The organism is Flavobacterium sp. KH_001 (assembly GCF_057840745.1).
In genome coordinates this window covers 4011223-4031934 of sequence record NZ_CM174520.1, presented here as the reverse complement: position 1 = coordinate 4031934, position 20712 = coordinate 4011223, and the positions used below count along the sequence as shown (strand labels likewise).

Annotated in this window: 11 protein-coding genes; 5 read left to right on the top strand and 6 right to left on the bottom strand. The window is 37.1% G+C overall.

The window, feature by feature from the left end; genetic code table 11:
- Positions 1–43 precede the first annotated feature (43 nt).
- The 3 genes from AC3ITQ_RS17405 to AC3ITQ_RS17395 are packed head-to-tail and all read right to left on the bottom strand — an operon-like array spanning position 44 to position 10807.
- On the bottom strand, positions 44–9022 hold the full coding sequence (locus AC3ITQ_RS17405; RefSeq protein ID WP_489235402.1) for a T9SS type A sorting domain-containing protein: 8979 nt from the start codon (positions 9020–9022) through the stop codon (positions 44–46).
- A 16-nt stretch (positions 9023–9038) separates the two neighbouring features.
- Positions 9039–10175, bottom strand: coding sequence for an ABC transporter substrate-binding protein (locus tag AC3ITQ_RS17400; RefSeq protein WP_489235401.1), 1137 nt, complete (start codon positions 10173–10175; stop codon positions 9039–9041).
- Positions 10176–10228: 53 nt separating this feature from the next.
- Positions 10229–10807, bottom strand: a complete 579-nt coding sequence (locus AC3ITQ_RS17395) for a phage tail protein (RefSeq protein ID WP_489235400.1) — start codon at positions 10805–10807, stop codon at positions 10229–10231.
- 364 nt (positions 10808–11171) lie between these two features.
- Here AC3ITQ_RS17395 and AC3ITQ_RS17390 point away from each other — a divergent pair, with 364 nt between their 5' ends.
- From AC3ITQ_RS17390 to AC3ITQ_RS17370, 5 genes are all read left to right on the top strand, one after another.
- Positions 11172–13316, top strand: a complete 2145-nt coding sequence (locus AC3ITQ_RS17390) for an alpha-N-acetylglucosaminidase (RefSeq protein WP_489235399.1) — start codon at positions 11172–11174, stop codon at positions 13314–13316.
- A gap of 316 nt (positions 13317–13632) precedes the next feature.
- The gene (locus tag AC3ITQ_RS17385; protein WP_489235398.1) at positions 13633–14919 is read left to right on the top strand and encodes a sensor histidine kinase; all 1287 of its coding nucleotides are present in this window, start codon (positions 13633–13635) and stop codon (positions 14917–14919) included.
- A 14-nt stretch (positions 14920–14933) separates the two neighbouring features.
- A complete protein-coding gene (locus AC3ITQ_RS17380; RefSeq protein WP_489235397.1) occupies positions 14934–15362 on the top strand; it encodes a response regulator in 429 nt (142 codons plus the stop codon).
- Between the two features lie 702 nt (positions 15363–16064).
- Positions 16065–16814, top strand: coding sequence for a LuxR C-terminal-related transcriptional regulator (locus tag AC3ITQ_RS17375; protein WP_489235396.1), 750 nt, complete (start codon positions 16065–16067; stop codon positions 16812–16814).
- A 111-nt stretch (positions 16815–16925) separates the two neighbouring features.
- Positions 16926–17384: an RNA methyltransferase gene (locus AC3ITQ_RS17370; protein ID WP_375032300.1), complete on the top strand. Its 459-nt coding sequence runs from the start codon at positions 16926–16928 to the stop codon at positions 17382–17384.
- Positions 17385–17391: 7 nt separating this feature from the next.
- Here the strand turns inward: AC3ITQ_RS17370 and AC3ITQ_RS17365 are convergent, their stop codons facing one another.
- The 3 genes from AC3ITQ_RS17365 to AC3ITQ_RS17355 all read right to left on the bottom strand — a co-directional run bounded on the left by AC3ITQ_RS17365 (position 17392) and on the right by AC3ITQ_RS17355 (position 20606).
- Complete coding sequence (locus tag AC3ITQ_RS17365) at positions 17392–17751, bottom strand: hypothetical protein (RefSeq protein ID WP_489235395.1); 360 nt, start codon at positions 17749–17751, stop codon at positions 17392–17394.
- Between the two features lie 198 nt (positions 17752–17949).
- On the bottom strand, positions 17950–19671 hold the full coding sequence (locus AC3ITQ_RS17360; protein ID WP_489235394.1) for a tetratricopeptide repeat protein: 1722 nt from the start codon (positions 19669–19671) through the stop codon (positions 17950–17952).
- A gap of 68 nt (positions 19672–19739) precedes the next feature.
- Entirely contained in the window at positions 19740–20606 is an 867-nt protein-coding gene (locus AC3ITQ_RS17355; RefSeq protein WP_489235393.1) for a class I SAM-dependent methyltransferase, read from the bottom strand.
- Between the last annotated feature and the right edge of the window lie 106 nt (positions 20607–20712).

Sequence of the window (20712 nt, the reverse complement as noted above, 5' to 3'; positions counted from 1 at the left end):
TAAATTATGCCAGTGCTATTTTTATCTAGCACTGGCAGATTATTTATTTTACAATTACTTTGAAAGTTTTTTTGATGTTACCAGCTTCGAGAACAACAAGGTACATATTGCTTCCTGTTGTTTCAGGTAATTGTATTTCAGTTTTGACAGAAGATGATTGCACTGTTTTAATCAGTTTACCAGATACAGAATAAAGTGTTATTTGCATATTTTGTAACTCTTCTTCAGGAAAATCGGCTTCAACAGTAATTACTTTTCCTACTTCAATTGGGTTAGGATAAAGTTTGGCTTCTAACGTATTTTGAAGCACAATCGTAGCGTCGCATGTCTGCAATACTCTTCCATCCAGCGTAGTCATTTTTACACTGTATATTGCCGAAGTATCCAATATAGAATTTAATTCATTTCCAGCTGAATAATAAGGTCCGGTTCCGACTAGTTGGCCATTTTTAAACCATTGGAAAGCAACAAACACATAACCACCATTTGTTAGCGGATTGTTGTTTACAAGAAGGATATTATTAAACTTCTGTTTCACAATATCATAAAACGCAAATGGTTTTTCTACTTTGATGGTGTAGTTTGCCGTAGCGGTTCCATCTTGCGAAGTAATAGTTACATTTTGTGTGTAAATCCCTGGTTTTGGAGTTGCAATAGAGAAATTAGCGCCCGGTATAATAGTGGCGTTTGTTTGATTTACAACAGCGATATTAGGATTGTTTTCTCCACATGACATAAGATACGTAATATCTTTCGCAGGATTAGTATAAACTTTACTTCCTATGGTAATACTTTGAACTGTTATATCATTGTTTTTGATTATAAGAAGCTGTGAAACACTTGCTGCCGGAAGATAATTTTCATTTCCATCCTGATGAGCCGTAATTAGCAATTCTCCTGATCTTAACATACTTACTACACCAGTTGGTGAAACATCAGCCGGCGGCAGGGCAGAAGTGTAGGTAAATGAAAAGCGTATTGGTAAACCTGAATTAGAAAGAGCCTGTAAATTAAAATCGTTATTACCGCCAAGAATTCTTGGTACCAAAGCTCCGAATGTAATTTGCTGCGCCGCTTTTTTAATAGTAAGATTTGCAGTTAAAGTGACTGGTGAGCAATTTGGTGTAGCTGCTGATGGTGTTACTGTAGCAGTAACGGCATAAATACCGGCGTTAGTAGCACCATTATTTGTTCCGGTTGCCGGAACAGTAGAGTAAGCGACGCTCGCTCCTGCAGGAAGATTAGCCACCTGTATTACATGTTCATTACTATCAAAAGTAAATTCAGTATCATTGAAAGTTACCTGATCGATAAGAGAATTTGAAACTTTAACTGTTTGATTCTGTGTTGAAATATTTCCACTGCCATCATCAAAACTCCATGTAATAACATAACTTCCGTCAGTAGTATAATTCAGAGGACTAGTTGTTGTTGCATTAATAATTCCGGCACAATTGTCTGTTGCTGTAGGAATTGGAATTTGTGCTGCTAAAACAGAGCAATAATTAGTGATTTCCGGAAGATTTGCAACAGTAGGAACTGGTGGCGTTACATCTGGAATAGTACTTATAGTTACAGATTGTGTAGCAGAACAATTATTAGCGTCATTAATTGTTAGGGTATAGATACCTGCAGCTAAACCACTAACATCTTTTGTTGTACCACCATTAGACCATAAATAAGTATAAGGAGTAACTCCACCTGTAACATTGATAATCACAGCTCCATTATTTAATCCGCTACAAGAAACATTAGTTTGAGATGCAATGTTCGAAGCTAATAGGTTTGGTTCTGATATATTGAAAATTTGTGTTGCAGTACAATTGTTAGCATCTGTTACGGTTACAGTGTACGTTCCGGCATTAAGCCCGGAAGCTGTAGCACTATTTCCTCCAGAAGGACTCCATGCATAAGTATAAGACCCAGTTCCCCCCGTTACATTTACAGTTGCTGTCCCATTACTTCCTGCATGACAAGAAACATTTGTTTGAGAGCCTATAGAAGCTACTAATTGAGCTGGTTCGGTTAGAGCAACACTTTTAGTTGTAGTACAGCTGTTAGCATCTGTCACAGTTACTGTATAAGTTCCTGCAATAAGCCCTGTTGCTGTTGCAGCAGTTCCTCCAGAAGGCGCCCATAAGTAAGTATAAGCACCAGTTCCACCAGTTGCAGTTACGGTTGCAGTTCCTGTAGTTCCTCCGTTACAACTCACATTTGTTGGAGTAATTGTAGCAGTAAGAGCATTAGGTTCTATTATAGTAACACTTTGAGTTGTTGTACAGCTATTAGCATCAGTTACGGTTACTGTATAAGTTCCTCCGCTAAGTCCTGTTGCTGTATCGGCATTTCCTCCAGATGGAGACCATGAGTAAGTATAAGAACCTGCTCCGCCATTTGCTGTTACGGTTGCTGATCCATTGGCTTGACCATTACAAGTAACATTTGTTTGCGCAGTAATAGAGGCAGTTAATAGAGCTGGTTCTGTAATTGTAAAACTTTGCGTTGCAGTACAACTGTTTGCATCTGTTACGGTTACTGTATAAGTTCCCGGGCTAAGTCCTGTTGCTGTATCGGCAGTTCCACCTGATGGAGACCAAACGTAAGTATAAGTTCCAGTTCCACCTGTTACATTTACAGTCGCAGATCCATTGTTAAGTCCGTTGCAGGTAACATCATTTTGACTTCCTACAGAAGCTACTAATTGAGCTGGCTCCGTTAAAGTAACGCTTTGAGTTGTAGTACAGCTATTGGCATCAGTAACCGTTACGGTATAAGTTCCTGCAGTAAGTCCTGTTGCTGTTGCAGCAGTTCCTCCAGAAGGTGCCCAAGCATATGTATAAGCACCCGTTCCACCATTTGCGGTTACGGTTGCGACTCCTGTAGTGCCTCCGTTACAGCTCACGTTTGTTGGAGCTATCGTAGCAGTAAGCACATTAGGTTCAGTTATAGTCACACTTTGAGTTGTAGTACAGCTGTTGGCATCAGTCACAGTTACTGTATAAGTTCCGGCGCTAAGTCCTGTTGCTGTTGCAGCAGTTCCACCTGATGGAGCCCAGGCGTAAGTATAAAATCCAGTTCCACCTGTTACGTTTACAGTTGCAGATCCATTGTTAAGTCCGTTGCAGGTAACATCATTTTGACTTCCTACAGAAGCTACTAATTGAGCTGGCTCCGTTAAAGTAACACTTTGAGTTGTGGTACAGCTATTGGCATCAGTAACCGTTACGGTATAAGTTCCTGCAGTAAGTCCTGTTGCTGTTGCAGCAGTTCCTCCAGAAGGTGCCCAAGCATATGTATAAGCACCCGTTCCACCAGTTGCGGTTACGGTTGCGACTCCTGTAGTGCCTCCGTTACAGCTCACGTTTGTTGGAGCTATCGTAGCAGTAAGCACATTAGGTTCAGTTATAGTCACACTTTGAGTTGTAGTACAGCTATTAGCATCAGTCACAGTTACTGTATAAGTTCCGGCGCTAAGTCCTGTTGCTGTTGCAGCAGTTCCACCTGATGGAGCCCAGGCGTAAGTATAAAATCCAGTTCCACCAGTTGCGGTTACTGTTGCAGCTCCTGTCGTTCCTCCATTACAAGTAACATCTGTTTGATCTGTAATAGAAGTTGCTAAAAGTGCTGGTTCTGTAATTGTAAAATTTTGCGTTGCCGTACAACTGTTTGCATCTATTACAGTTACTGTATAAGTTCCCGGACTAAGTCCTGTTGCAGTTTCTGCAGTTCCACCCGATGGAGCCCAAGCATACGTATAAGTACCAGTTCCACCTGTTACGTTTACAGTTGCAGATCCATCATTAAGTCCGTTGCAGGTAACATGAGTTTGTCCTCCACTGGAAGCAGTTAATAGAGAAGGTTCGGTTATAGTAACACTTTGAGTTGCAGTACAGCTATTGGCATCAGTAACCGTTACGGTATAAGTTCCTGCAGTAAGTCCTGTTGCTGTTGCAGCAGTTCCTCCAGAAGGTGTCCAAGCATATGTATAAGCACCCGTTCCTCCAGTTGCGGTGACGGTTGCGGCTCCTGTAGTGCCTCCGTTACAGCTCACGTTTGTTGGAGCTATTGTAGCAGTAATAGCATTAGGTGCTGTGATTGTAACGCTTTGAGTTGTTGAACAGCTATTAGCGTCAGTAACGGTTACTGTATAAATTCCTCCGCTAAGTCCTGTTGCTGTATCGGCATTTCCTCCAGATGGAGACCATGAGTAAGTATAAGAACCTGCTCCTCCATTTGCAGTTACTGTTGCTGATCCATTGGCTTGACCATTGCAAGTAACATTTGTTTGCGCAGTAATAGAGGCAGTTAATAGAGCTGGTTCTGTAATTGTAAAACTTTGCGTTGCGGTACAACTGTTTGTATCTGTTACGGTTACTGTATAAGTTCCCGGGCTCAGTCCTGTTGCTGTATCGGCAGTTCCACCTGATGGAGACCAAACATAAGTATAAGTTCCAGTTCCGCCTGTTACGTTTACTGTTGCAGATCCATTGGTAAGTCCGTTACAGCTAACATTTGTTTGACCTCCTGCAGAAGCAACTAATGGAGTTGGTTCCGTTATAGTAATGCTCTCAGTTGTATTACAACTATTAGCATCCGTAACTGTTACGGTATAAGTTCCTGCAGTAAGTCCTGTTGCCGTTGCAGCAGTTCCACCAGTAGGAGCCCATGAATATGTATATGCTCCAGTTCCTCCAGTGACAGTTACTGTTGCAGATCCGTTTGTTCCCGAGTTACAGCTTACATTTGTTGGAGTTATTGTAGCAGTAAGCGCATTAGGTTCTGTTAAAGTAACGCTTTGAGTTGTAGTACAGCTATTAGCATCAGTCACAGTTACTGTATAAGTTCCGGCGCTAAGTCCTGTCGCTGTAGCAGCCGTTCCTCCAGAAGGAGCCCATGCATATGTGTATGTACCAATTCCTCCAGCTGCGGTTACGTTTGCTGCTCCTGTTGTTCCTCCATTACAAGAAACATCAGTTTGACTTGTGATAACAGCTGTTAAAACAGCTGGTTCTGTTATTGTAAAACTTTGCGTTGCTGTACAGCTGTTTGCATCAGTAGCGGTTACGGTGTAAGTTCCCGGACTAAGTCCTGTAGCAGTTGCTGCGGTACCTCCAGCTGGAGACCACGAATACGTATAAGAGCCTGTTCCTCCAGTTATGTTAACAGTAGCAGATCCATCATTAAGTCCATTGCAGCTAACATCAGTTTGACCTCCTGCAGAGGCAATTAATAGAGTTGGTTCCGTTAGTGTAACGCTTTGAGTTGTAGAACAAGTATTGGCATCTGTAACGGTAACAGTATAAGTTCCTGCAGTTAGTCCTGTTGCTGTTGCAGCAGTTCCGCCTGATGGTGCCCATGCATATGTATATGCACCAGTTCCGCCAATTGTAGTTACTGTTGCAGATCCGTTTGTTCCTCCGTTGCAGCTTACGTTTGTTGGAGCTATTGTAGCAGTAAGAGCATCAGGCTCTGTAATTGTAAATGGTTGTGTGGTCTGACACAAGTTAGCATCAGTAACGGTTACGGTATAATTTCCGGCAGTTAGTCCTGTTGCTGTTGCTGCCGTTCCTCCAGAAGGTGCCCATGCATAAGTATATGCGCCAGTTCCTCCGGTTACTGAAACAGAAGCAGATCCTGTAGCGGCACCATTGCATAATATATTAGTTTGTGACGGCATAACTGCCATTGCGGAAGGTTGGGTAATCGTAAAGTTTTTAACAATTGAACAACCATTACTTGAAGTTATGGTTACACTATAATTTCCTACCATAAGATTGCTCGCTGTATCTGCATTACCTCCAAATGGAGCCCAAGAATAGGTATATGGCCCCGGAGCTCCTGAGGGAACTACAGAGGCTGAACCTGTGTTTGAACCATTACAAAGAATATTAGTCTGGGATGTAGTAGCAACTAATGTATTTGTGCTTGTCACATTAAAATTTTTGGTTACCGTACAACCATTAGCATCAGTAATAAAACAGCTATAATTTCCTGCTGCTAATCCTGTTATTAGTTGTGTTGTTGCTCCAGAAGGTGACCATAAATAGTTATATGGTGCAGTACCACCTGTAGGGCTAACAGCTGCCTGCCCTCCAGTAATACAAGTTGCATTGATTTGACTTGTAGATGCATTTAAGACATTTGGCTGTGAGATGTTGAAGGTTTTAGTTAGGAAACAACCGTTAGCATCCGTAATTAAACAAGAGTAGCTTCCTGCTGCTAATCCTGTTGCTGTAGAAGCTGTTCCTCCGGAAGGTGACCATAGGTAAGTATATCCAGGTGTACCGCCTGAAACGATTACTGTTGCTGTTCCGTTGCCTTGACCATTACAAAGTAATCCAGTTGATGCTGTTGATGCTGTTAAAACTGATGGTTGATTTATTGTGACAGTTGCAGTATTGCTACAAGTATTGGCATCTGTAACAGTAACCGTATAAGTTCCTGCTGACAAACCGAAGGCTGAGGCTGCAGTTCCTCCAGATGGAGACCATGAGTAAGTATAACCCGGTGTTCCTCCGGATGCAGTTACACTAGCTGAACCATTAGATCCTCCATTGCAAGACACATCTGTTTTAGAAGTTGTTAAAGATACTAACGGGGGAGTTGAAATTGTAATATTTTTAACCAATGTACATCCATTTGCATCTGTAATAGTACATGTATAGTTTCCTGCTGGTCTTCCTGTGATACTTGAGGTAGTACCTCCAAGCGGTGCCCATAAATAAGTATATGAAGGTGTTCCTCCCGATACTGTTACACTAGCTGTACCATTTGATCCACTAAAACAACTAACACCTGTCGATGCGGTAGTTGCTGATAAAGCAGCTGATGGACCATTGATTATAAAACTTTGTGTCGCAAAACATCCATTTTCATCTGTAACAGTAACTGTATAAGTTCCGGCAGTTAATCCTGATGCTGTTGCGCCAGTACCTCCTGAGGGTGCCCATGAATAAGAGTATGCACCAGTTCCTCCTGTTACATTTACCGTAGCAGATCCGGTAGCGTCACCATGGCATGCTATATTAGTTTGTGCTAATGGTGTGACGATTAATTCGCTAGGTTGAGTAATAGTAACATTTTCAGTTGTTTGACACGAATTAGCATCTGTAATCGTAACGGTGTATGTTCCGGCAACAAGACCTGTTGCTGTAGCACTAGTACCTCCAGACGGTGACCAGAAATAAGTATATCCAGGCCCGGGCGTTCCTCCTGTGGCTGAAGCAGTAGCTGTACCATTAGCTCCTCCATTACAAGAAACATCTGTTTTAGTGATACTTCCAGTAATTGCACTAGTAGGTTCTCCAACGACAATGCCAGAGATATTTTTTGTACAGGCGTTAGCGTCAGAGATAGTGACACTATAAGTTCCTGCTACAAGTCCCGTAATAGTTTGAGTTGTTGCTCCAGTGTTCCATAAGTAAGTATAGCCAGGAGTTCCGCCTGATGGGGTAATTGTAGCTGCTCCATTTGAGCCTTGAAAACAGGAAACATTTGTTACACTTGGAGTTCCATCAAGGGCTGCCGCCGGAGTTCCAACAGTAATACTAGTTACCGTTTTCGTACAGGCATTGGCATCTGTAATGGTAACATTATAGGTTCCCGTCACAAGTCCTGAAGCGGTCGCGGTTGTTGCTCCATTAGACCATAAAAAAGTATATCCGCCTGCGCCTCCTGTAGGAGTAATAGTTGCAGTACCATTAGATCCTCCAAAACATGAAACTGGAGTTGTAGAAGAAGTGCCGTTAAGGACTGAAGGCTGTGTTATGTTAAAAGTTCTTGTAATTTGAGTTGCTTCCCCATCAGTAATCGTTACGGTATAGGTTCCGGCAACAAGTGAAGATGCCGTTGCTCCAGTTCCTCCAGACGGGGACCAGGAATAAGAGTAAGGTACCGTACCACCTGTTACAACAACAGTAGCGACACCATTGTTTCCTCCATTGCAGTTTATATTAGTTTGTGGTGTAGATGAAGTACTTAGACCGGCAGTTGTATTGAATGTTAATTCTGTACCATAACTAGTACCGGCAGTATTAGTAGCATATGCTCTGTAATGAATAGTAGAACCAGAAGGGAGTCCGGTAATTGTAGCACTAAATGATCCTGTTCCTGTTCCATTTTGAACTTTATTATTAGAAATGGTTGGAGATGCAGTTGTAGCCCAAACTATTCCTCTTTCTACATCTTCGTCACCACCATCCACACTTAGACTACCACCCATTATCGCCGAAACAGCTTTAATAGTTGTAGCTGTGTTGGTAGTAACAGTTGCAACAACAGTAGGAGACACTGCTGGTGTAACATAACCTGAAGGCGTTATTCCTAGGTCATTAGTTCCATGATGAGACCAATTATTATAATTATTTATACTTGCTAATAATGCTGCCTTAGAACCTGTTAATGTACCTATATATTTACTGTTGGCAACTTCTGAAACTCCAGGGAATAACGAAACACAATTTACACCATTGGCTAAACCCGGAGGCAAAGAGCTTGAGTTTCCTCCAGTAGCTCCAGTTGTATTCCATTTGGTAGTTGTATCATAGTCACCAAGATTATAATCTGCATGTACACCTGCAATAAATATAGGTGATGCAGGCTGCGGACCAGTAGAAGATTGATAGGCCAGCATCTGATCACCGCCAGATAAATTAAAGCCTGTTCCTAAGGCAAATGTGATTGAGGCCGGTGTTGTTCCTGTTACTGTGAAAGTATCTAACGTTGCAGTTTCCACAATTGATACTATAGTCCCTGCGGGTGTAAATGCCGGTACCGTCCATAATAAATGTGGTTCGGTACTACCTGAAATCCAGGTTCCGTTACCCCATCCTTTTTCAGTTAAATACAAGAGCGTGCCTGTATTCATAGCCTTAAGGGTAATAAAAGAAAAACCATCTGAACCAGCGGTTTGATAGCCAATAAAAGCTATGTCACCTGCTGCCAGAGTAGTTTGGGCATTTACATTTTGTTGTACAAAATAGGTACACAAAAAGACGATAAATGTGAGTAGTTTTCTTTTCATAACATAAAATTTTAGTTTAATGACATAAGTAGGCATTTTGCCAGCCGCCTGCTTTTTCAGGTTTATTAGATGAAGTAAAAGCTTTAATAAAATGCCCGTCATTAACGAATGTTTTTATTTTATTAAAACTGATATCATCATTAGAATCAAAATTTAATTTATACATATGGTGAGCAAACTTTGTTCTGTTTGTCCCCTTATCGAATTCAATATTTCCTCTGGGGCCGGAGATATTTAGTTTATCAATTTCTTCAATTAAAGAACTTATACTGGTATTGTTCCCGGTATTACGAAGAATGGTTTTTATTATCAGCCCATTTTCATATCCTAAAATAGAAAACACGGACGGCGCGTCTGAATATTTACTTTTATATTCGTCAGTAAAGTAGGCACTATTACTATCATTTTGCATCCAGGAGCTTACAACGTAGAGTTCGTGGGGCTCAATCCTAAATTCTTCTAAAATTTTATTGTTGATAAAAAAAGGAGTTACATAAAACGGGTACTTTTTAGTGACTTTATTTTGATTTGTAAAATCAGCATTTTCCTCAGCATATAGACCGCTATAGAAAGCAAAAACAGCATCAGGATCGTGCGAATTAATAAACTCATCCATGTATGCAGATTCATTTTCTCGTGGTACAAAAGGAGTGATATAGTGTCCTGAAAAAATAGGGTTTTCTTTAAAAGCATATTCAATAGCAGCTAACATACCGTAACCTGAATCGTAAAACGAAGTTGCGGTTACAATTTTCTGATAGTTTTTAGCTATTAGATAAGTGCCTAAATGATAGCACGATTCTGTTAACCCAAAAGAATTAATGTAAACACCTCTGTGTGCAGCTGTCTCATAGGGTATCGTTGCTCCTGTATCAGCAACAAGCAGTAAAATATCATTTTTTGAAGCATAATGATAAACTTCAGAAATATTATAATGCCCAAAAAAGCCAATGATAATAGATATATCTTCCTGGAAATTTAATTTTTGTATTTTCTCAATTATCATTTTCTCATCTGCACCAATTCCAATACTTTCCACAAAAAAATTGACATCGAGATTATTAAGCTTTAAACCTCTGATAAAATCTCTGTCTAATGTTGGATATTGTTGCGATTTTGGAATCAGGATCCCAATTTTAATAGCGTTGTCCATAATATAAGATTAAAAAAACAGAGGCATAATTACCTCTGTTCATTTATATTGTATTAATTTCTGGAAGGAAATATCCCTTCTGTAGCGATGGAGTAGTTTATACCCAGATAAGGATTTCGGATACTAAAGGGCTGATTACCTCCGGCAACACCAGTAATACCACTGATAGTCGAAGCTATACCGCCAATTAAGTTATTTGTGCCTCCTGGTTCACTGTAAATATTAGGAACAGCGTTACCTGCAGCAAAAAAGTTATTTCCACTATCAGTCTCGTTGGTTATTGTACCTCCGCTTAATGCATTAGCAACTGTAGAAACATTAGCCTGACCCGCAACAAGAGCATGTGTATGCGAAGGCATGTTGGTTATTAATAGGGAAGTGTTTTCAGTACCGGATATTTGACCTATATTGATAGTACTTAGTCCTGGTCCCTGACCCTGTCCGACAAGAGATCTTCCTCTTAAATCAGGTAAAGCAAATGTATTTACGCCATCACCTCCATATGTTGTTCCAAGTAAGGAAAAAAGTGCACTATTTTGTGCTATTGATAAAAGTTGTCCATAGCAGAGTAGCCAGCCTCGTGGCGCAAAATTAAATCCAAATGCTAGAATTGTTCCTAAAAAAGTCTCCATAATTTTTTTTGTTAATTGGTTAATGTTAGTTTATATGTCAGTAATTCAATACAATACAAAATTAGACTATATGAATATTGTAGGAATAGGTAGTTATACCTGTTTTTGAGACGAAGTTTAGTTATGTGTCTTATTTTCTGTTAATTAACAACTTTAATGGTATTTGTTACTTTTAAATAGAGCATTTTGATGCTTGTGTTAAAGATTTTAAATTTCTTTGTCTTACAGCATTAAGTAGTTATAAATGAAGGCTTCCCAAAAGAATAAAATCTTTAATTTTATCGAAAAGATCCTGATGTAAGTATCAGAATATGTCTTTAGATTAAAATCGCATAATAATCTTAGAATAAATAGTTTACAATAAATGAAAGTTAAAAAATTAGTAGTAGTACTTATCTGCATCGTATTTGGTTTTTCTTTAAAAGCACAATCTTTCAAGACAGTAAAAGAGTTGGCAGACAGGCGCGTTCCATGGCTTGCTGGTAAACTAAATTTTTCACTGATACCAAAGGAAGAAGGAAAAGATGTATTTGAATTATCTTCAAAGAAAGGCCTTATCTATATTGCAGCAACCGATGTAAATTCGGCTTCAGCTGCTTTAAATTGGTACTTAAAATACTATTGTTATCGCAATATGTCTCATATGGGAGATAACATGGATCCTCTTGAAAAGATACCGGTAATTGATAAAAAAATCAGAATTGTTTCTCCTTATCGTTTTCGATATGCCCTAAACTATTGCACGATCAATTATACGATGAGCTTTTATACCTGGAAAGACTGGGAACGCGAATTGGACTGGATGGCCTTAAATGGTGTAAATTTAATGTTGGCTCCTGTAGGGGTCGAAGCCGTTTGGCAGAATACGATGAAGCGCCTTGGTTTTACTCAAAAAGAAATTTTTGATTTTATTCCTGGCCCCGCTTTTAGTGCATGGTGGCTCATGGGAAATATGGAAGGCTGGGGAGGACCCGTTTCTCAAAATATGATTGATCAACAGGCTTTATTAGAAAAAAAGATTTTAAAGCGTATGAAGGAGCTCGGCATTCAGCCAGTAATGCAGGGTTTTTATGGAATGGTTCCGACATCATTAAAAAATAAAGAAAAAGTAAATATCATCGATCAGGGAAAATGGGCAGGCGGTTTTACCAGACCTGATTTTTTATTACCTACAGATCCTTACTTTGAGAAAATTTCCGGTATTTATTACTCCGAAATGAAACAATTATATGGCAGTGATCTTCAGTTTTTTGGAGGTGACCCCTTTCATGAAGGAGGAAATTCAAAAGGCGCTGATCTGGCAGTTTGTGCTAAAGAAATTCAAAAACAAATGCAGCTTTCTTTTCCTTCCAGTACATGGATACTTCAGGGATGGCAGGAAAACCCTTCCACTAAATTACTGGCCGGTGTAGATAAATCAAAAACTTTGATTATTGAATTGTTTGGTGAAAATACTGCCAATTGGGAAACGCGTAAAGCTTACGATGGAACTCCATTTATTTGGTGTAATGTGAGTAATTTTGGAGACAAAGTCAGTTTATACGGTAAAATGCAACGATTTGCAGATGAGGTGTATCGTGCTAAAACAGGCTCGTATAAGGCTTTTTTAAGCGGCATCGGAATTATTCCTGAGGGAATTCACAACAACTCAGTAGCTATTGATTTTATGTTAGAATTGGGTTGGCATAAAGAGAAAGTCGATAGTAAAGAATGGATCAAAAATTATGTTAAGTATCGCTATGGAAAAAGTAATGATACAATTCTAGCTGCCTGGCAAGGATTTCTTGAAACCATATATAGTAGTCCCGAGATTTATCAGGAAGGTGGTTCAGAATCCATTTTTTGTGCAAGACCTGGTAAAAATGTAGAAAGTATATCTTCATGGGGAACCAGAAAGAGAAACTATGATGTAGCAAAATTTGCTGATGCCGTTAAACTTTTTGTAGGCGCTTCAAAAGAATTTGAGCAAAGCGAAACTTTTCAGGTCGATAAAATTGATTTGGTAAGACAGGTTAATGCAAATAAAGGCGATATTGTATATCAAAACATGATTGATGCTATTAATAAGAAAGATGCTGTTGCTTTTGAAACCGCTTCAAAACAGTTTCGAAAGATGATTGTTCAGCAGAATGACTTATTAAATTGTAATCCGCATTTTTCACTTCACACCTGGTTAAAGCAAGCCACTGATTTTGGAACTACACCACAAGATAAAGAGCTGGCGTTGCGTAATGCAAAAGAACAAATTACGATTTGGGGACCTTATGATCCTACTACAAATTTGCATGATTATGCTTTTAAAGAATGGGGAGGGATTTTAGGTTCTTTGTATTTGGACCGATGGAAACTGTTTGAAAAAGAACAATTAGGACATCTTAAAAATCAAACAATAGCTCCTTCAAATTATTTCGAAATGGAAAGAAAATGGACAGCAGAAAACGATTTGTATTTGCCACACATATTTACAAAGGAGCAAGAAAATGCTTTGATTAAGTCGATCTTAAACTAGAAGTTGTTTTTTTGTTTAATGTAGTTACTGGCCTTTTAAAAAAATAAAAGGTGATTTTCTGTATTATTTTTTTTGTAAAAATATAAGTAATGCAAATTAATCAAAGGATTACCATTTTTAATTTTATGATAAATTTTTAAGAATACAATAACCTTATGACTGAAAGAGATACTGTTTATTAAACACTTCTTAATATTTTTAAAACTGTTGTTTAATTCAGGAAAAATTACGAATAATTGTGTGATATATTTAATTATAGTTTGTTGTTATCGTTTTTTTATATAATTTGGTAAGATCCCAAATTGCAATAATTAAAATGAAACAAGATATTAAAGACCTGGAACAATCCTTGCATATTCAGGATTTTCTTTTTACAATAAAACAAAAATCAGATCACTTAATTAATTATTTTCTTTTCAGTTTTTTTGTTGTCGGACTGCTTCTCGCATTCTATTATGACACCTGGCAAATTGCAATAGGGGTTGGAGGGTTATTACTTGTAGCCTATTATTCTACAAAAATAGCTTTACCAAAATCAAACTTGTATCAGTATGTTCTCAGTGTTGTATTGGGGATTTATATGGCGCAGTTTATTTACCAGATGCATGGGATGTTTGAAATGCATTTTATGGCATTTATAGCCAGTGCAATACTTATTACGTATCAAAACTGGAAACTCCAAATACCGCTTATGTTAGTTGTAGCGATCCACCATGGATTATTCGGCTATTTTCAGTACAAGGGGTTTAATGAAATTTATTTCTCTCAGTTAGATTATATCCCTTTGCAGACCTTTATTATTCATATGATATTGGCAGGTGTTATTTTTTCAATTTGCGGGTTATGGGCGTATCAGTTTAAAAAATATAGTGAAGCACACATTGACTTAATTTTTAATAAGAGGGAAATAGAAAATCAGGAATTAAAAACAGCCAATTATGAACTTGATCGTTTTGTTTACAGTACCTCCCATGATTTGCGTGCTCCACTGAATTCAATGCTTGGTCTGATTGAAATAGCAAAAGATGATACTGCTGAAGAGATAACACGGGAGCATCTTAAAATGTTGAACAGAAGTGCTAAGAAACTGGATGGTTTTATTTGTGATATACTTGATTACTCACGAAATTCTCGTATGGAAGTGAATATGGAGCAAATTAATTTCAGGGAACTTCTTAATGATGTAACTGAAAATTTAAAATTTATAGGAGATAATAACAGAACAATTCAATTTATCATTGAAATCTCGGGTGAAACTTCTATTTACTCCGATAAAAATCGTCTTATTACCATTCTGGGAAATCTTATTTCAAACGCGATTCGTTATCAGAATCCAGGAGTTTCAAATCCTTTTGTCCGTATTAAAATAGAAACATCCCAAACTGAAACAAGAATTACTATACAGGACAATGGTATTGGTATTTGTGAAGAAGTACATTCAAAAATATTTGACATGTTCTATCGTGTATCCCATGAATCAGTAGGTTCAGGACTAGGGCTGTACATTGTAAAAGAAGCAGTAAACAAACTCAACGGAGAAATAAAAGTAGAATCGGAAGTAGGCGCAGGAACGACTTTCTTAATTAAAATACCAAATAAATAACCAATCATCATTAAATGAATCAAGAAATTACTCAACCATCTTTCAAAAAAATTCTGGTAATAGACGACAATCCAACAGATCGTTATATTGCAAAACGAATGGCGGAAAAATATCATTTTGCAGAAGAAATCATTTTACAGGAATCCGCTCTTGAAGCTCTCGTTTATATTAGATCACTAGAAGCTACTCCTGATTTACTTCCGCAGTTAATTTTTTTAGACATCAATATGCCCGGTATGAACGGATATGAATTTTTGGAAGAATATGCTAAACTTTCAGAAACAATAAAAAGTAACTGTATTATTTTAATGATCACAACATCATTACATCCGGATGATTTTAAACGGGCAGAAAATGATCCTGCTATTTTTCGCTTTCTTAACAAACCGCTTGATCAGGAAAAATTCAGGCTTATTGAGTATGAGTTTTCGTTGAAAAAATAATAGTGTAAGATAATTTAAAACCTCCAAAAATATTTGATTTTTGGAGGTTTTTTTGATTCGGGATATTTGAAGTGGTTCCTCTTGAATAAGAATGACGGTGGGTTTCTAAATTAATGTAACTGCGTCAAGTAAAAATAAAAAAAATAATGCGTTGAAAAAGAGTATTTATACGTATAAGAAAATGTAAGCAGGAACATAAATTTGGTTTACGGTTTTGAGTAGTACTTAAATCGTTTTCTTGCAATTTGAATTATGACAGATAAGTACTAAATGAATTTACTAAAACCCCTACCTGTTTTTATAGAAATTAAAAGTTGTGTGAATGAAAGTTAGAGTTCTTTCAAAATACTCCTTTTGGTGTATTTCAAATGGTTTGTATATGAAGTAAGTTTGTTGCGTACAATAGGTATTAAAAAATAGCAGTGTATCAGAGGTTTTGAATAATTAGTAAAGGCATTTTAGAAATTTAATACTACACGAAAATGATTATCAGAATTATATTTTATTTGTTTTTAGCTTTAATGCTTGCTGTCAGTATAAGAGAATTTTATAAAAGCAGGGATTAAACATTTTGGTTTAACCGGAACAACAAAAGGTGTCAGAAGCAGTGCTTTGGATCACTTACTATGCAATTAATTTGATTTAAACGTTTTTTTATGTTAATTTGCTTTAACATACGTTTAATAAAATTACTTGTTTATTATGCTGCCGGAAATACAAAATCTTCATAATGTTTGGGAGTCAAATCGAACTGTCAAAACAACATCTCATCAAATCTCTTTTGATGAACTTACGAATTCAATTATTAGTACAGGTCCATTTTCTTTTTATATAATAGATTTTTTTGATATGTCGCTTTCGCATATTAGTCCGTCTTTATTTGAAATGCATGGATTTGATCCTGAAACCTTAACTTTTAATGATGTATTAGGCGCCATCCATCCGGAGGATATTGAGTTTGTAGTAAAAGCAGAAGCCTTTTTGACAAAATTTTTCTATGAAAATATTGGGCGTGAAAAACTATTAAGTTATAAAATAAGCTACAGTCATAGGTGCCGAATAGAAAACGGTGATTATGTATTGTTTAATCATCAGGCATTAATGCTGACAATGGATGATAGTGGTGGTTATGGAAAATCACTAAATATCCATACACGTATAGATCATTTAAGCTCTTTTAATACCTATAAAATATCACTTATTGGACTTAATGGCGAACCATCATTTATGAATTTGAGTCTTGATTTGGATGCTAAAGGATTTGAATTTTCTAAAAGAGAAGTTGATATTATTAAAGAGATAGGAAATGGCTTAAATAATACTGAAATAGCCGAGAAACTTTTCATCAGTCCATTGACAGTAAAAACACATCGCAATAATATACTCGCTAAATCTGGTTCTAAAAATACTGCTGAACTGATAAAGAATTGTATTATTCAGGGAATAATTTAATCAGCTTTAGAAAAACAAATATTTAGTATCAAAAGAATAACAAATAGAAGGTTTTTCTTTCGGATCAATAAAAAATTGATTTATCTGCTTACAGTTTGTACTTTTGCATTTATGAATGATAATTTTATAAATGAATATTTTGGCATCGGGATACAAAATGGTAAAACACCTGAAAATTTGGGTGTTTTGTGGCGATCGGCTCAAAATTTAGGTGCAACTTTTATATTTACAATTGGTAATCGATATGCCAAACAAGCCTGCGATACTCATGATGCAGTAAAAGCAATTCCTTATTTTCATTATGATACTTTTGAAGCTTTTTTCGAAAATTTACCTAAAGGTGCGCGATTGGTTGGTGTTGAATTAGATGATAGAGCTTCAGATTTAGAAACCTTTGAACATCCAAGACGTTGTGTTTATTTATTAGGAGCAGAAGATCATGGTTTATCCAAAAAAGTAATGGCTAAATGCCATCATCTGGTAAAGTTTAAATCAGTAAAAAGCTTAAACGTGGCAGTAGCAGGAACTATTATTATGTACGACAGAAACTTACCTAAACCTCGTTCTTAAATAATATTTAGTTTAGTTTCTCAATACTTTCCATTCTCAAACAATATTCCGTTCCTAAATAGAGTGGGTTTCCGTGTTTTTCAGACCAAAAACCATCCAATACGTCTTTGGTTATGCATCGGTAAACAGCAACTCCTTTAAACGTTTTATTGTTTTCTCCTTTGTAATTAAAATTAATGACCAGAATATTATCTTTAAAGAAACCGTAACCTTTTTGCTCTTGTGTCTTATTAATAACCCAATGCGCAATAATTCGGTTGTTTTTATCTAACGATAAAGTCAAAATAACTTTATAAGTTAGTTCCTGGCTGTCATCCTGATTGCTTCCGGAAATAGAATAGGTGCCAATTAAATCTTGTATAGTCATTTATTTGATGATGCAGAATTAGGGAGCTAAATAAGATGTAACAGAAACAAACTAACTTTATTCTTTTCTAGTAGAATGTAGAATGAAGTTACGTTGTACTAAAATCTTTTTTAAGAACACATTAATCCATTGGTTGGAGCAAATTTATAAAAATATATTTGACAGATGGTCTGCACGGTATTTTGAACTAATTTAGTTTTACAATATCCTTGAAGAAGTAATTTCAATATCCGCATATTTCCAGGCATTGTTAAAGCTAATTTTTGCTTCGGTAGATTTTTTTTTGTCATCAAGTTTTTCGAAAGCAATAACAAGCCCTTTCAAAGCCCAGCCGTTATTTCGGAAGTTTTTTAAATCATCCTCATATATTTTTACAGCATCTTTATATTTTCCAGCACTAATCAAAACTGCACCTAAATGATGACGGACGGAAAAAAACCAATCTGGCGGTTCATTATAATTTAGTGCATCTTCTTTTGCTACTGCTTCATTCAAAAGTAGAATTGCCTGATTGTATTTCTTTTCTCGGGCATAAATTTCTCCTTCCAAAGTTTTCGAGGCAATTTCACATAAGTCAAATACGCTGTTGATTCCCCAAATTGTTAAATCTTTTATTTTAGGATCGGTCATTATTTTTCTCATGGAGGCAAGGTGTTTTTTTGCATCGACTGTTTTATTTTTAGATAACATTGCCATTCCTTGCGCATAATGCCAGATTACCAATGGGTATTTTAACTCTTTTTCTGGCGGCGGCGCATTTAGGATCTCTTGCCATAAACCAAGTTTTACCTGAACATACCAGGGAATAGCATAATAATGTTGTAATGTGGACCATGCAGGGTCACGAAGCAGTTTTTTATGGGCATGATTAGCCGTCGCAAATGCGCCTTTTATGGCAAGTTTACTTTCTCCGCTTAATGTGGCACAGGCCGAAAGAAAATGATAGTTATGTGGATAATAGGCAAGGGGATATGCTCCCTGGGCATGACATGCATCAATATACAAGCTGTCAATTTCAACTGCCTTTTGATTAGCAGTGACACCATCATGGTAACGTCCGGTTCTTATATAAATATGGGACGGCATATGTACCAAATGTCCGGAACCAGGAACTAAATTATAAAGCAAGTCGGCACTGCTTTCTGCATTTTCAGGATGTTGAGACATTTCTTCAGCATGTATATAAAGATGGTTTGCGCCAGCATGTTTTGGTTCGATCACCAAACATTCTTTAAGTACGCTTATTATTTCGGATGTCCAGGGCTGCGGTTTTCCATCTTTATTCCATAAATCCCAAGGATGTTGATCCATTAAGGATTCTGCAAAAAGAGCGCCTATCATAACGTCTTTTGGATATTTTTTATATACTTTTCGCATGGCCACAGCATAGGATGAGTCGAGTACTGATCGTATAATTGTCGTATCTTTAGAATAGCGTTGTGTTAAAGCATTAATCAAATCTTTTTCTTTTTCAGTACAAGATACCGAATATGTCTTTGCTTTTTTTACAGCGTCGAATGCCCGTATAAAATTATCTTTTTCCATACCAGCATTGTAATTGGGGCCAAGAACATAGGCATAACCCCACCATCCCATTGCGCACTGAGGTTCCTGACGGGTAATCTCGAAAAAGGAACGTGCTGCTTCGGCATGATTAAATCCGAAGGAAAGTATTAAGCCTTGATTGAAATATTTTTGGACTTCTGTATTTTTTGTAGATATTAGAAAATTAAATCCTTCTAGTCCTGTAAATAAAGGTGCTTTTTTACCTGATGAATACCAGCTTTTGTCTGAAACTTCGGGTATACTGCAGCTGTAATTTGTGGTCACACTACTTGTCTTAGTGGTTTTATTTTTTGTATCCCGATTGCAGGAACAGCAGACTAAAATTGAGCAAAATAAATAGAAAATGTTTCTCATGATTTCATTTTTTATGTTCTTCAATTTATAAAAGACTACTAGAGTCAATAATTTATTTTTCTCTATTTTTATTTTTTTTCTCCCATTGCTACAATCATTTCGCAAGGGCCGACAAAACGGTTATCTGATTCAAAACTTTTAAGTTCATTCTCTATTTCAAGCCATACAGATTCTTTCTCGGGATGTGATAAAGTGCTTAACATTTGATGCAAGGCACCAAAAGATTCTTTTTCAAACTGTACACATTCGGCTGCTGAAGATAAATTTAGGGGTGAATCAACAAGCTCAGATTTTACATTAATAAATCCGGCATCAGTAAACGCTTTCTCTATAACACCTTCAGAACCCAAACTAAAAGGACCCGGCTGACCTAATAGAGGTGGAGGCAATTTAGCTCGGTTTCGAATAATGGAAACAGGTATTGAGAAAAATTTATTTTTTTCTGGTGTCGAATAAACAATTGCTGCTACTTTTCCACCTGGTTTTAATACCCTTAAAATTTCTTTTAATGCTTTCTGCTGATTGGGAAAATAAATTAAACCAACCCTCGAAATTACAGCATCAAATGACGCATCGTCCAGTTCCAGATTTTCACCATCCATCACCCTTGTTTCAATATTATGTAAGCCATTCTCGCTGGCCATTTTTTTTGCATACTCAAGAATATTTGGAGAAATATCCGTCGCTAAAACATAACCAGATGTTCCAACTTTTTTTGCGGTAGTAATGGTTTGTTCCCCAGCTCCGGCAGCGATATCCAGAACGTGGTTACCTTTTGTAATATCGGCAAGTTCCAGCATTCTGTCGGTTGAAGGCCCAAGCCATTGATGAAGTGTATCACTCCAACGGTACCATGCATTGGCGGCTTCTTGCCATTGTTCTTTGGTTGTGGTTTTATACTTGATAGGGTCAAATTGCATGTTGTTAGTTTTCATAATATCAGTATTTTACATTAAAGTTACATTAAATTGATTATTAGTGGTTTAAAATAAACATGAAAAGACCTGAATCATTCAAAATTAGATTAATCCTATCTAATTC

Excerpts from the sequence above, each read along its gene's own strand:
- AC3ITQ_RS17355 (WP_489235393.1), bottom strand. The coding sequence starts at position 20,606 with ATGAAAACTAACAACATGCAATTTGACCCTATCAAGTATAAAACCACA.
- AC3ITQ_RS17395 (WP_489235400.1), bottom strand. The coding sequence starts at position 10,807 with ATGGAGACTTTTTTAGGAACAATTCTAGCATTTGGATTTAATTTTGCG.
- AC3ITQ_RS17380 (WP_489235397.1), top strand. The coding sequence starts at position 14,934 with ATGAATCAAGAAATTACTCAACCATCTTTCAAAAAAATTCTGGTAATA.
- AC3ITQ_RS17390 (WP_489235399.1), top strand. The coding sequence starts at position 11,172 with ATGAAAGTTAAAAAATTAGTAGTAGTACTTATCTGCATCGTATTTGGT.
- AC3ITQ_RS17400 (WP_489235401.1), bottom strand. The coding sequence starts at position 10,175 with ATGGACAACGCTATTAAAATTGGGATCCTGATTCCAAAATCGCAACAA.
- AC3ITQ_RS17385 (WP_489235398.1), top strand. The coding sequence starts at position 13,633 with ATGAAACAAGATATTAAAGACCTGGAACAATCCTTGCATATTCAGGAT.
- AC3ITQ_RS17370 (WP_375032300.1), top strand. The coding sequence starts at position 16,926 with ATGAATGATAATTTTATAAATGAATATTTTGGCATCGGGATACAAAAT.
- AC3ITQ_RS17360 (WP_489235394.1), bottom strand. The coding sequence starts at position 19,671 with ATGAGAAACATTTTCTATTTATTTTGCTCAATTTTAGTCTGCTGTTCC.
- AC3ITQ_RS17405 (WP_489235402.1), bottom strand. The coding sequence starts at position 9,022 with ATGAAAAGAAAACTACTCACATTTATCGTCTTTTTGTGTACCTATTTT.
- AC3ITQ_RS17365 (WP_489235395.1), bottom strand. The coding sequence starts at position 17,751 with ATGACTATACAAGATTTAATTGGCACCTATTCTATTTCCGGAAGCAAT.
- AC3ITQ_RS17375 (WP_489235396.1), top strand. The coding sequence starts at position 16,065 with ATGCTGCCGGAAATACAAAATCTTCATAATGTTTGGGAGTCAAATCGA.